We start from the raw sequence: 13036 nt of genomic DNA on the forward strand, positions 1-13036 counted from the left end.
GCCGTCGCAGATGTCGCCCCAGCTTTGCGTCACCACCTGGCCCGTGAGCTTGCCATCGGCTTCGTCCAGCAGGTTCGAGCGTGCGAAATCGATGCCCAGCCGGTCTTTCACACGGTTCGCGAAGAACGTGAAACCGCCCGACACCAGCAGCACCTTGAGCCCCGCCTTCTTGCACGCGGCGACCAGTTCGGTCGCGCCGGGGTTCAGCTTCAGCCGCTCGTCGTACACCTGCTGCAGCGCCGTGACGGGCACGCCCTGCAGCAATGCCACGCGGCGGCGCAGGCTCTCCTTGAAGTCCTTGATCTCGCCGCGCATCGTGGCCTCGGTGATCGCGGCCACCTCGGCCTTCTTGCCGACGGCATCGGCGATCTCGTCGATGCACTCGATGTTGATCAGCGTCGAGTCCATGTCGAACGCGATCAGCTTGAAGTCGGCCAGCGCCAGCGGCGGCTTCACGCGCTGGAGGACGAGGCCGGGGGAGATTTCTTGACGGGTTGCGCTCAGGGGGCTCATGCGGGGGCGGGTTCCTTGACGAGGGGTTGACCGAGGCTGCGCAGCACGTCGCGCACCATCTGCGCACGCTCCTTCGGCTCTTTGAGTTCGCGCTCGATGCGCAGCTTTTCGTTGCCGGCGAGCTTGATGTGCTTGTTCTTCTGGATCAGCTGGATGATGGCCATCGAATCGACCGGCGGATCCTTCTTGAAGGTGATATGGATGATGCCCGGCGCGGCATCGACCTTGACCACGCCGTACGGCCGCGCCAGCACGCGCAGCCGGTGCGTGTCGATCAGCGTCTGCGCCTGCGGAGGCAGCTTGCCGAAACGGTCGACGATTTCTTCCAGCAGCGTGTCGATCTGGTCGGGCGTCTTGGCCGTGGCCAGCTTCTTGTAGAACGACAGCCGCAGGTGCACGTCGCCGCAATAGTCGTCGGGCAGCAGGGCGGGGGCGTGCAGGTTGATCTCGGTGGTGACCGACAGCGGCGACAGCAGGTCGGGCTCCTGCCCGGCCTTGAGCGAACGCACGGCCTCGCTCAGCATCTCGTTGTAGAGCTGGAAGCCGATCTCCATCATGTTGCCGCTCTGGTTCTCGCCGAGCACTTCACCGGTGCCGCGAATTTCCAGGTCGTGCATGGCCAGGTAGAAGCCGGAACCCAGTTCTTCCATCTGCTGGATCGCGTCGAGCCGCTGCGCCGCCTGCTTGGTCAGGCCTTCGGTGTCCGGCACCATCAGGTAGGCATAGGCTTGGTGGTGCGAGCGTCCGACGCGGCCGCGCAGCTGGTGCAACTGCGCCAGGCCGAACTTGTCGGCGCGGCTCATCACGATGGTGTTGGCCGTGGGCACGTCGATGCCGGTCTCGATGATGGTCGAGCACAGCAGCAGGTTGTAGCGCTGGGCCACGAAGTCGCGCATCACGCGCTCCAGCTCGCGCTCGGGCATCTGGCCGTGGGCCACGGCGATGCGGGCCTCGGGCAATATTTCTTCAAGCTTCTGGCGCCGGTTCTCGATGGTCTCGACCTCGTTGTGCAGGAAGTAGACCTGCCCGCCGCGCTTCAGTTCGCGCAGAACGGCCTCGCGGATCACGCCGGTGCCCTCGTTGCGCACGAAGGTCTTGATGGCCAGGCGCCGCTGCGGCGCGGTGGCAATCACGCTCAGGTCGCGCAGGCCTTCGAGCGCCATGCCCAGCGTGCGCGGAATCGGCGTGGCGGTGAGCGTGAGCACATCGACCTCGGCGCGCATGGCCTTCATCGCCTCCTTGTGGCGCACGCCGAAGCGGTGCTCCTCGTCGATGATGAGCAGGCCCAGGTTCTTGAACTTGATCGACGGCGACAGCAGCTTGTGCGTGCCCACGACGATGTCGACCGTGCCCTCGGCCAGCCCCTTGGCTGCGGCGGTGATTTCCTTGGCCGAACGGAAGCGGCTCATCTCGGCCACCTTCACCGGCCACTTGGCGAAGCGGTCGACCAGCGTCTGGTAGTGCTGCTCGGCCAGCAGCGTGGTGGGCGCGAGGAAGGCCACCTGCTTGCCGCCGGTGACGGCAATGAAGGCGGCACGCAGGGCCACCTCGGTCTTGCCGAAGCCCACGTCGCCGCAGACCAGGCGGTCCATGGGCTGTGGCGAGATCATGTCCTGCACCACGGCGTGGATCGCGGCCTTCTGGTCGGCGGTTTCCTGGAAGCCGAAGTCGTTGGCGAACACCTCGTAGTCGGCGCCCGAATAGCGGAAGGCATGGCCTTCGCGCGCGGCGCGGCGGGCGTAGATGTTGAGCAGCTCGGCGGCCGAGTCGCGCACCTGTTCGGCGGCCTTGCGCTTGGCCTTTTCCCATTGGCCCGAGCCCAGCTTGTGCAGCGGCGCCTCGTCGGCGCTGACGCCGGTGTAGCGGCTGATCTGGTGCAGTTGCGAGACCGGCACGTAGAGCGTGGCCTTGTCGGCGTACTCCAGGTGCAGCATTTCCTGCAGCAGCGGCTTGCCTTCTTCGTCGACGCCCTGGCCCAGGTCCATGTGGATCAGCCCGCGGTAGCGGCCGATGCCGTGCGCGGTGTGGACCACCGGGTCGCCGACGTTGAGCTCGGAAAGGTCCTTGATCAGCGCCTCGACGTCGCTGACCTGCTCCTGCTTCTTGTTGCGGCGGCGCGTGGTGGGCGCGGTGGCGAACAGCTCGGTTTCGGTGACGAGGTCGATGCCCTGTTCGCGCCACGCAAAGCCCGAGGCCAGCGCGGCGGTGGCAATGCCGATCTTTTCGTCGGGCGAGGCTTCGAACTCGGCCAGCGAATCGAAGGCCGGCGGGCTCACGCCGCTGGCACGCAAGAAATCGAGCAAGCTTTCGCGCCGGCCGTCGCTCTCAGCGATCAGCAGCACGCGGTGCGCCGTGGTCTTGATGTGGGCCTTCAGGCCGACCAGCGGGTCTTCGGCGCCGCGCACCACGGCAAAGGGCGGCAGCTTGTCGAACTCGGCGTAGGGCGCTTCGGTGGCGACGTCGCCCCGAATGGCGAGCTGGGCGTGCGGCTTGGCGCGCTGGTAGAACTGTTCGGCGCTCAGGAACAGGGCTTCGGGCGGCAGCGCCGGGCGCTCGGGGTCGCCCCGCACCAGCCGGTAGCGCTCGTGGGTGTCTTGCCAGAAATGCTGGAACGCGGGTTCGAGGTCGCCGTGCAGCACCACGGTGGCATCGGGGCCGAGGTAGTCGAACACCGTGGCCGTCTCGTCGAAGAACAGCGGCAGGTAGTACTCGATGCCGGCGGTGGCCACGCCGTTGCCCATGTCCTTGTAGATGCGGCTCTTGGTCGGGTCGCCTTCGAGCAGTTCGCGCCAGCGGCTGCGAAAGCGTCCGCGGGCGTCGTCGTCCATCGGGAATTCACGGCCGGGCAGCAGGCGCACTTCGGGCACGGGGTACAGGCTGCGCTGGGTGTCGGGGTCGAAGGTGCGGATGCTGTCGATCTCGTCGTCGAACAGGTCGACGCGAAAAGGCACCGGCGAGCCCATAGGGAACAGGTCGATCAGGCCGCCGCGCACCGCGTATTCACCCGGGCTCACCACCTGCGTCACGTGGCTGTAGCCGGCCAGCGTGAGCTGGGCCTTGAGCTTGGACTCTTCCAGCTTCTGCTTGGCCTTGAAATGAAAGGTGTAGCCGGCCAGGAAGGCCGGCGGCGCGAGCCGGTAGAGCGCGGTGGTGGCGGGCACCAGCACCACGTCGGCTTCTTTCTGGCTGATGCGCCAGAGCGTGGCCAGGCGCTCGCTGATCAGGTCCTGGTGCGGCGAGAAGCTGTCGTAGGGCAACGTTTCCCAGTCGGGGAACAGGGCGCAGCGCAGTTCGGGCGCGAAGAAGGCGATTTCGTCGATGAGCCGCTGCGCGTCGTTGGCGTCGGCCGTGAACATCGCGGTGGCGCGGCCCGCGCTTTTCTCGCGCATTCCCAGCTGCGCGAGCAGCAAGGCATCGGCCGACAAAGGGGGACGCGGCAGCGTGAAACGCTTGCCCGCCGTGAGGTGGGGGAGGTCCATGGAACGCTTCGAAAAATGCACAACACCCCGCGCCGGCTGGCGAGGGGTGTGCGAAGGGCAATTCTAGAATGGCGGCCCTTTATCTGCTTGTCGGCCATCGGCCTGTGGCGCACTCCATGTCTTCTTCCCGATTTTTCGTGCTGATTCCCTGTGCCGGCAACGGCCATCGCGCGGGCGGCGCGCAGCCCAAGCAGTACCAGCGCATCGCGGGGCAGCCGATGGTGGCCCACACGGTGGAGGCCTTTCGCGCACTGGCGGGCCGCTTTGCCGGGCTGGCGGTGGTGGTGTCGCCGGACGACCGCGATGTGGACGCGGTGCTGCCGCGCTTTCCGGGGCAGGGCGAGCACCTGCTGCGCGTGGGCGGCGTGACCCGCGCGGCCACGGTGCGCAACGGGCTGGTGGCGCTGCGGCAGAAGGGCGCCGGCGCGCACGACTGGGTGCTGGTGCACGACGCGGCGCGCTGCCTCGTCACGTCGAGCCAGATCGAGGCGCTGATTGCGGCCTGCGAGCACGACGCCGTGGGCGGATTGCTGGCGCTGCGCCTGGCCGACACGCTGAAGGTGTCGTCGGCCGACAGCCGCGTTTCGCAGACGCTGTCGCGGGCCGACAAGTGGCTGGCGCAGACGCCGCAGATGTTCCGCATCGGCATGCTGCTCGATGCGCTGGAGCGCGTGGGCGACGTGGTGACCGACGAGGCCAGCGCCATCGAGTCCATCGGCCTGTCGCCGCTGCTGGTGCCGGGCAGCGCACAGAATTTCAAGGTCACTTTTCCCGAAGACTTCGCGCTGGCCGAGGCGGTTCTGCTCGGCCGCAAGAAAGCCATGGCATGACGACACCGTTCAATATCCGCGTCGGCGAAGGCTGGGACGTTCACCAACTGGTGGCGGGGCGCAAGCTGATCCTGGGCGGCGTCGAGGTGCCGCACACCACTGGCCTGCTGGGGCATTCGGATGCCGACGTGCTGCTGCACGCCATTACCGATGCGCTGCTCGGGGGCGCGGGGCTGGGCGACATCGGCCGGCACTTTCCCGACACGGACGTGCAGTTTCGCGGGGCCGATTCGGCGGTGCTGCTGGCCGAGGCGGCGCGCCGTGTGCGGGCAGCCGGCTGGGAGATCGGCAACGTCGACAGCACGGTGATCGCGCAGGCCCCGAAGCTCGCGCAGCACATCCCGGCCATGTGCCAGCGCATTGCCGACACGCTGGGCATTGCGCTCGATCAGGTCAACGTGAAGGCCAAGACGGCGGAAAAGCTCGGCCCGGTGGGCGAAGGCCGCGCGATGGAAGCGCGCGCGGCCGTCTTGCTGCACCGCTGAAGCCTGGGCCTGGGCTCGGGTCTGTTGCGCGAGACCGAGGCGCAGGCTTCTTCAGATCTTCTTGCTTGTCACCGCTTCGGCCGGCTTGGGCACCGGCTTGCCTTCGGGCATGGCGCGCGGCATGCGGATGTGCGCGGCAAGGCCACGCCCCGGCGTGCTGGTCAGCGCGAAGGTGCCGCCCATGCGCTCGATGTTCTTTGCCACGATCGACAGGCCCAGGCCCGCGCCCGCCGCCGAAGTGCGCGCCGCGTCGCCGCGGAAGAAGGGCTTGGTCAGTTGCGAGAGCAGGGCGGGCTCGACGCCCGCGCCATGGTCGCGCACCTTGATCAGCACCGCATCGTTGTTCGCCTGCGCCTGGATGGTGACGTCTGCCACGCCCGTGGAAGGCGTCTTGCCGTAGCGCCGCGCGTTCTCGACCAGGTTGGAGATGACGCGCGTGAGCTCGACCTCGTCGCCCAGCACGCGCAGGTCGGCGGGCACGTCGACGGTGATGTTCATCTCTTCGTAGTCCTGCACGGCGTAGGTGCAGGCATCGACCACGTCGCGCAGCAGCACCGGCCGTGGGTCGACATGGTCGGGGCGGGCGTAGTCGAGGAACTTGTCGATGATCGCGTCGAGCTGGGCGATGTCGGCTGCCATGTGGTCGCGCGCGTCTTCGTCGGCCACGCTCATCTCGGTTTCGAGCCGAAGGCGCGCGAGCGGCGTGCGCAGGTCGTGCGAAATGCCGGCCAGCATGATGGCGCGGTCTTGCTCGATCTTGGCGAGCTGGTCGGCCATGCGGTTGAAGCCGATGTTGACCGCGCGTATTTCGTTGGTGCGGGCACGCTCGTCGAGCCGGTGCGCCTCGTACTCGCCCTCGCGCACCTGCATGGTGGCGCGTGACAGCTGCTTGAGCGGCAGGTTGATGAGTCGTGTGATGAGTGCCGCGCCAGCCAGCGACAGCGCCATGGCGGTGCTGAGCCAGACCAGCCAGGTGCGGCCGCCCACGCGGCTGAAGCGGGTGGGGTCGAGCAGCAGCCAGTAGGTGTCGCTCTCGATGGTGAAGCCGATCCACAGGCCCGCTTCGTCGTTGACGCGGCTGGCCACGGTGGTGCCTTCGCCGAGTTGCTCGATCAGCTCTTCGGTGACGCGCAGGTCGAGTGCACCGCTGGTGTAGGGCTGGAAACGGTCGTTGGGCTCGCGCGGCAGGATGCGCACGCCTTCCTGGTCGGCCAGCGTCTTGATGAGCGAGACGCGCGTGATGGCGTCCGAATACACCAGCGCCGCGCGCGTGAGGTTCACGAGCGAGGCAATCTGGTGCGCGGTTTGAATGGCACGCGGCTCGTATTCGAGCGAGCGGAAAGTCTGCAGCCAGGCGACGGTACAGCCGATCAGCAGCAGTGCGAGCAGGAAGAATGTGCGCCAGAAAAGGCTGAAGCCCAGCTTGAGGCCGGGGCGGCGGTCGCGGTGTCCGGCGCCCTCGAGAGGGCTGGGCATCGTGACCTGCGCGCCGTCATCCTGCTGCGCCTGGCCGGGTCTGGCGGAATGGCCGATGGCCACCTGTCAACGGCGCGTCAGGCCGTGCCGTCCGGCACGAACACGTAGCCCACGCCCCAGACGGTCTGGATGTAGCGCGGCGCCGCGGCGTCGGATTCGACCAGCTTGCGAAGGCGCGAGATCTGCACGTCCAGGCTGCGGTCGAAAGGCTCGAACTCGCGGCCGCGCGCCAGCTGGGCCAGCTTTTCGCGCGACAACGGTTGACGCGGATGGCGCACCAGCGCCTTCAGCATCGCAAACTCGCCGGTGGTCAGCGAGAGCTCTTCGCCATCCTTCTTCAGGGTGCGCGAGCCGAGGTCGAAAGCAAACGGACCGAAGGTGACGGTCTCGTTCTCGGTAGAGGGGGCGCCCGGCGCTTCGAGCGGCGGACGGCGGCGCAGCACGGCGTGCACGCGTGCCAGCAGTTCGCGCGGGTTGAACGGTTTGCCCAGGTAGTCGTCGGCGCCGACCTCGAGGCCGACGATGCGGTCGACGTCCTCGCCCTTGGCGGTGAGCATGATGATCGGCGTGCGGTCGTTGGCGGCACGCAGGCGGCGGCAGACCGAGAGGCCGTCTTCGCCGGGCATCATCAGGTCGAGCACGATCAAATCGACCGTGTCGCGCAGCAGGATGCGGTTGAGCGCCTTGCCGTCTTCGGCCACGATCACTTCAAAACCTTCTTGCGTCAGGTAGCGGCGCAGGAGGTCGCGGATGCGGGCTTCGTCGTCGACGATCACGATCTTGTCTGTGCGAGCGGGAACTTGAGTCATTTCTACAACGATGAATTTGTAACAGGGCCGATTCTGAAGGCGTTAAGGGCTCGTTGAGCCGGATTTACTTATGGTTTGACACTAAGTTACAAAACTTGCGGACGCTCGCGTTCTGGTCATCCGGGCTTCGTCCAGAGGTGGCACAGTCCTCGCTGCCCACTGACTTCCGCTCAATGAGACTACCTTTTTCCGCGCTGCCGTTCATCCTCGTTTTCGCTTGCGCGCCGGCGCTGGCGGTTCCTGGTGATTTCATGAGGGTCGGCGAGGTGCGCCGCAGCGAAGTCCGCGATGCGGTAGCCGCCCACCGGGCGGCGCAGCGGGAAGAGATCCGGCGCGAGGAAGCCATTGCCGGCCGTCGGCTCACGGCCGCCGAGCTGTTCGAGCTGCGCCAGCAGGTGCGCGGCCAGTGGGTGCCACCCGCTGCGGGAACCTTGTTGAACTCGGCAGAATCACAACCTGCCGAGCGGATCGCACCGGCACCGCCGACCGCGGCCCGTTCGCTGACCGCACCGCGCAGCCAACGACCCTGAGGGGTTGGCGCTGGCGAGGGGGCTTGCCCTCATTGCCATTCATTCAAACAAACTAAGGGAGTACTTCGCCTTGAAGAACACAGTCAAATTGCTCGCGGCCTGCGCCGTCCTGGCCGTGGCCGGCTCCGCGCTGGCCCAGAACGTCATCACGGCCGCGCCCCAGAACGTGCTGCAGCTCACGGCCTCCGGCACGGTCGAGGTTCAGCAGGACATGCTGAGCATGACGCTGGTGACCACGCGCGACGCGGCCGATGCCGCCACCGTGCAGACCCAGCTGAAGACCGCGCTCGACGCCGCACTCAACGAGGCCAAGAAGAACGCGCAGCCGGGCCAGCTCGACGTGCGCACCGGCAACTTCAGCCTGTCGCCGCGCTACACCAAGGACGGCAAGATCAATGGCTGGCAGGGCTCGACCGAGCTGGTGCTCGAGGGCCGCGACTTTCCGCGCATCACGCAGACGGCCGGCCGCATCAACACGCTCAGCGTGGGCAACGTCGGTTTCGGCCTGAGCCGCGAACAGCGCGCCAAGACCGAGGTCGAGGCGCAGAACATCGCCATCGAGAGCTTCAAGCAGAAGGCCAACGAGCTGGCCAAGGGCTTCGGCTTCGGCGGCTACACGCTGCGCGAGGTGTCGGTGAATGCGAACGACAGCGGCCCGATCCATCCGCGCATGATGGCCATGCAGGCCAAGTCGTTCTCGGCCGATTCGGCCGTGCCGGTCGAAGCCGGCAAGACCAGCGTGGTCGTGAGCGTGTCGGGCTCGGTGCAGCTCAAGTAAACAGGGCGCGCGGCAGCGCTACCGCTGGGCTACCCATTACTGGGCAGTCCAGCCGCCGTCCATGGCCCAGGCGACGCCCCGGACCTGGTCGGCCGCCGGCGAGCACAGGAAGACCGCAAGGCCGCCCAGTTGCTCGACGGTGGTGAACTGCAGCGAAGGCTGCTTTTCTCCCAGCAGGTCGTTCTGCGCCTGCGTGGCAGTGATGCCTTCGCGCGCCGCGCGGTCGTCGATCTGCTTTTGCACCAGCGCCGTCAACACCCAGCCTGGGCAGATGGCGTTGGCGGTGACGCCGGTGGTCGCGGTTTCGAGTGCGACCGACTTGGTGAAGCCGACGATGCCGTGCTTGGCCGCCACATAGGCCGACTTTTGTGCCGAGGCCACGAGGCCGTGGGCCGATGCAATGTTGATGACGCGGCCCCAGTTGGCTTCGCGCATCGCCGGGATTGCCAGGCGCGTGGTGTGGAACGCGCTGGTGAGGTTGATGGCGATGATGGCGTCCCAGCGTTCGGCGGGAAAGTCCTCGACCTTGGCCACATGCTGGATGCCGGCGTTGTTCACGAGGATGTCCACGCGGCCGAACTTCGACGCGGCGAACTTCATCATGTCTTCGATCTGGTCGGGCTTGCTCATGTCGGCGCCGTGGTATTCGGCGCGAACGCCCAGCGCCTCGATCTGGGCCTTGGGGGTTTCGGCGTCGCCGAAACCGTTGAGCACGATGTGCGCGCCCTGCTGGGCGAGCGACTTGGCGATGGCGAGGCCTATGCCACTGGTGGACCCCGTGACAAGCGCGGTTTTGCCTTTGAGCATGAAGATCAATCTCCGGATGAATTAGGATGCGACGAACCCATTATCCGCACCAGGACCACGCTGTTTTCATGACCGAACCGACGCTTCATTACGTGGCGTGCGACGACGCCCAGGGCGGCCATCGCATGGCTTATTGGCAATGGGGCGATGCACGCAGCGCGCGTGTCGTGGTCTGCGTGCACGGACTGACGCGCCAGGGGCGCGATTTCGACCTGCTGGCCCAGGCCATCGTGGCGCGCGCCGGCGGCGACGTGCGCGTGGTGTGCCCCGACGTGGTGGGCCGTGGCCGCAGCGACTGGCTGCGCGATCCGGCCTTCTACCAGGTGCCGGTGTACGCGGTCGACATGGTGGCGCTCGTTGCGCAGCTGCAGCGCGAGCAGGCCATCGACACGCTCGACTACATCGGCACCAGCATGGGCGGGCTGATCGGCTTCGTGCTGGCGGGCCACAAGCAACTGCCGTTGGCCAGGCCGATCCGGCGCTTCGTTGCGAACGACGTCGGCCCGACCATCGAGCCCGCCGCGGTGCAACGCATCGGTGCCTATGTGGGGCAGGGCGGCCGCTACGCGAGCGTGCAGGCAGCCGCGGATGCCATGTGGGCGCTGTCGACCACCTTCGGCCCGCACACGCCGGCCCAGTGGCTGGCGCTGTCGCGGCACCTGGTGGTGCCAGCGTCGCAGCGCACGGCGGATGGCTCGGCCAAGGTCGATGCCGGTGCTGACAACGACTCGGCGGCGGAATCGTGGGTGCTTCACTACGACCCGGCCATCGGCGTGGCGCTGCGTGCCATCACGCCCGAAGCGGCGGTGCAGGGCGGCGCGATCATGTGGAGCCTGTACGACGCCATCGAGGCGCGCACGCTGCTCACGCGCGGTGCCGTGTCCGATCTGCTGTCACGCGAGACGGCCCTGGCCATGACGCAGCGCGGCCCGCATGCCAAGCTGGTCGAGTTCGACGGCGTGGGTCACGCGCCGACCTTTGTCGATCCCGCACAGATCGCTGTCGTTACCGATTTCCTGTTCGATTGAGTGAAGCGTGAAGCGCGAGTCTTCGAGCCTCCAGACGGCACCCATGTCCGATATGGCCATGGTCGACTATCCGTTGTCCGCCGCAACGGCCGATCGCACGCCGGTGATCGAGAACATGCTCGCGCGCGCCCGTGCCTTCGCCGAGCCGCTGATTGCCGATGAAAAGCTGGACACCGGCGAGAACACGCTCGCGCACGCCGACGCGGTGGCTGCCATCGTCGCGAAGATGGGCGGCTCCGAGGCCATGCAGGCCGCGAGCTACCTGGTCTATGCTTGCCAGCACCTGAACCGCCCGCAAGAAGTCATCGCCAAGGTGTTTGGCGACAACTTCGCGGCGCTTGCGGTCGAGACGACCAAGCTGGTTCGCGTGCAGGAGCAGGCCCGCTCGGCCTCGCAGGGCAATCAGCTCGAAGGCGCCGGTGCACAGACCGAGAACGTGCGCAAGATGCTGCTGGCGTTTTCGCGCGACCTGCGCGTGGTGATGCTGCGGCTGGCCTCGCGCCTGCAGACCTTGCGCCATGCGGCCGCCAGCAAGCAGCCGGCGCCCGAAAGCGTGGCGCGCGAGTCGTTGCAGGTGTTTGCGCCGCTGGCCAACCGCCTCGGCATCTGGCAGGTGAAGTGGGAGATCGAGGATCTTTCCTTTCGCTTTCTCGAACCCGAAACCTACAAGCTGATTGCACGGCTGCTCGACGAGAAGCGCATCGAGCGCGAAGGCCACGTCGAGCAACTGCGTTCGCAGCTGGAGCGCGAACTGCAGTCGGAGGGCGTGCACGCCACCGTGCAGGGGCGGCCCAAGAATATCTACAGCATCGTCAAGAAGATGCGCGGCAAGTCGCTCGACTTCGCGCAGGTGTTCGACATCCTCGCGCTGCGCGTGGTGGTGTCCGACGTCAAGGATTGCTATGCGGCGCTGGCCTGGGTGCATTCGCATTTCCAGCCCATCGACGAGGAGTTCGATGACTACATCGCCCGGCCCAAGCCGAATGGCTACCAGTCGCTGCACACGGTGGTGCGCGAGCTGGTCGATGGCAAGCCGGGCAAGCCCATCGAGATCCAGATTCGCACTGAAGAAATGCACGACCATGCCGAGCATGGCGTGGCGGCGCACTGGGCTTACAAGGAAGCAGGCCACAAGGGTTATGCGGGCGTGTGGGCAAGCGGCGAGTACGACGCCAAGATCGCAGTGCTGCGGCAACTGCTGGCTTGGGAGCGTGATCTGTCGGGTGGCCTGCAGGGACAGGGCCTGTTCGACGACCGCATCTATGTGCTGACGCCCGACGCCGCCATCGTCGAGTTGCCGCAAGGCGCGACGCCGGTCGACTTCGCCTACACGGTGCACACCACGCTGGGCCATCGCTGCCGCGGTGCGCGTGTCGACGGCGCCATGGTGCCGTTGAACACGCCGCTGTCGAATGGGCAGACGGTCGAGATCATTGCGGCCAAGGAAGGCGGGCCGTCGCGCGATTGGCTGAATGCCGAGCTGGGCTACCTGGCCAGCCACCGTGCGCGCGCCAAGGTGCGCGCATGGTTCAACGCACAGATCACGCACGAGACCGTGGCGCGCGGACGCGAGGCGGTCGAGAAGCTGCTGCAGCGCGAAGGCAAGACCGCGATGCGGCTCGAAGACCTGGCTTCGCAGCTCGGCTTCAAGTCGGCGGACCATCTGTTCGAAGTGGTCGGCAAGGACGAGTTTTCGCTGCGCAACATCGAGACGCTGTTGCGTCCGCCAGAGCCGGCACCGGGTCCCGACGACGGCGTGCTGATCAAGAAGGCGCGCGGCAGCGAGAAGTCGGGCAAGGGCGGCGTATTGGTGGTGGGCGTGTCGTCGTTGATGACGCAGCTTGCCAAGTGCTGCAAGCCCGCGCCACCTGATGCCATTCGCGGCTTCGTCACGCGTGGGCACGGCGTCAGTGTTCATCGCGCCGATTGCAGCAACTTCCGCACGATGGCCACGCGAGATGGCGAGCGTGTGATCGATGTCGAATGGGGCACGCCGAAGAAGGGTGGCGACACGCCGGTCTATGCGGTGGACGTGGCTGTGGAAGCAGCGGATCGCCAAGGTCTGCTGCGAGATATTTCCGACGTCTTCGCGAGAGAGAAGATGAACGTGATCGGTGTGCAGACCCAATCGATCAAGGGCACGGCATGGATGACGTTCACCGTGGAAATCTCCGATGCGGCACGGCTCACGCATGTGCTCGGCGTGGTCACGGCAGTGATTGGTGTGCGATCTGCACGTCGCCGCTGAAAAGTGCGTTTTCTCCTGCTACAATAACTGCTTCTCGGACACATCCTTAGGCG

11 protein-coding genes are annotated in these 13036 nt (G+C 66.7%); 6 read left to right on the plus strand and 5 right to left on the minus strand.

Going from position 1 to position 13036, the window contains the following annotated elements:
• Positions 1-504: phosphoserine phosphatase SerB (gene serB / locus DBV14_RS23075; RefSeq protein WP_260397198.1), on the minus strand; the 504-nt coding region annotated here is incomplete at its 3' end.
• Between the two features lie 5 nt (positions 505-509).
• On the minus strand, positions 510-3992 hold the full coding sequence (gene mfd, locus DBV14_RS23080) for a transcription-repair coupling factor (protein WP_124462472.1): 3483 nt from the start codon (positions 3990-3992) through the stop codon (positions 510-512).
• A gap of 116 nt (positions 3993-4108) precedes the next feature.
• Here mfd and ispD point away from each other — a divergent pair, with 116 nt between their 5' ends.
• Together ispD and ispF are read left to right on the plus strand one after the other, a co-directional pair.
• On the plus strand, positions 4109-4822 hold the full coding sequence (gene ispD, locus DBV14_RS23085; protein ID WP_124462475.1) for a 2-C-methyl-D-erythritol 4-phosphate cytidylyltransferase: 714 nt from the start codon (positions 4109-4111) through the stop codon (positions 4820-4822).
• The gene (gene ispF, locus DBV14_RS23090) at positions 4819-5307 is read left to right on the plus strand and encodes a 2-C-methyl-D-erythritol 2,4-cyclodiphosphate synthase (RefSeq protein WP_124462477.1); all 489 of its coding nucleotides are present in this window, start codon (positions 4819-4821) and stop codon (positions 5305-5307) included. Before ispD ends, ispF begins: the two co-directional genes overlap by 4 nt.
• 51 nt (positions 5308-5358) lie before the next feature.
• Here the strand turns inward: ispF and DBV14_RS23095 are convergent, their stop codons facing one another.
• Complete coding sequence (locus DBV14_RS23095) at positions 5359-6783, minus strand: sensor histidine kinase (RefSeq protein ID WP_124462479.1); 1425 nt, start codon at positions 6781-6783, stop codon at positions 5359-5361.
• Positions 6784-6860: 77 nt separating this feature from the next.
• A complete protein-coding gene (gene ompR / locus DBV14_RS23100; protein ID WP_124462481.1) occupies positions 6861-7592 on the minus strand; it encodes a two-component system response regulator OmpR in 732 nt (243 codons plus the stop codon).
• Between the two features lie 173 nt (positions 7593-7765).
• Between ompR and DBV14_RS23105 the strand changes: the two genes are divergently transcribed.
• The gene (locus DBV14_RS23105) at positions 7766-8122 is read left to right on the plus strand and encodes a hypothetical protein (protein ID WP_124462483.1); all 357 of its coding nucleotides are present in this window, start codon (positions 7766-7768) and stop codon (positions 8120-8122) included.
• Positions 8123-8192: 70 nt separating this feature from the next.
• Positions 8193-8900, plus strand: a complete 708-nt coding sequence (locus tag DBV14_RS23110) for an SIMPL domain-containing protein (RefSeq protein WP_124462485.1) — start codon at positions 8193-8195, stop codon at positions 8898-8900.
• Positions 8901-8936: 36 nt separating this feature from the next.
• Here DBV14_RS23110 and DBV14_RS23115 read toward each other — a convergent pair whose 3' ends face one another.
• Positions 8937-9707 carry a 3-hydroxybutyrate dehydrogenase gene (locus DBV14_RS23115; RefSeq protein ID WP_124462487.1) on the minus strand — a complete coding sequence of 257 codons (771 nt, stop codon included), beginning with the start codon at positions 9705-9707 and terminating at the stop codon, positions 8937-8939.
• 26 nt (positions 9708-9733) lie between these two features.
• Between DBV14_RS23115 and DBV14_RS23120 the strand changes: the two genes are divergently transcribed.
• Together DBV14_RS23120 and DBV14_RS23125 are read left to right on the plus strand one after the other, a co-directional pair.
• Positions 9734-10735 carry an alpha/beta fold hydrolase gene (locus tag DBV14_RS23120; protein ID WP_124462489.1) on the plus strand — a complete coding sequence of 334 codons (1002 nt, stop codon included), beginning with the start codon at positions 9734-9736 and terminating at the stop codon, positions 10733-10735.
• 58 nt (positions 10736-10793) lie between these two features.
• Positions 10794-12983: a bifunctional (p)ppGpp synthetase/guanosine-3',5'-bis(diphosphate) 3'-pyrophosphohydrolase gene (locus DBV14_RS23125; protein WP_260397199.1), complete on the plus strand. Its 2190-nt coding sequence runs from the start codon at positions 10794-10796 to the stop codon at positions 12981-12983.
• The last annotated feature ends 53 nt before the right edge of the window (positions 12984-13036 follow it).

It is taken from the genome of Variovorax sp. KBW07, from assembly GCF_003852515.1.
Taxonomy (GTDB): domain Bacteria; phylum Pseudomonadota; class Gammaproteobacteria; order Burkholderiales; family Burkholderiaceae_C; genus Variovorax.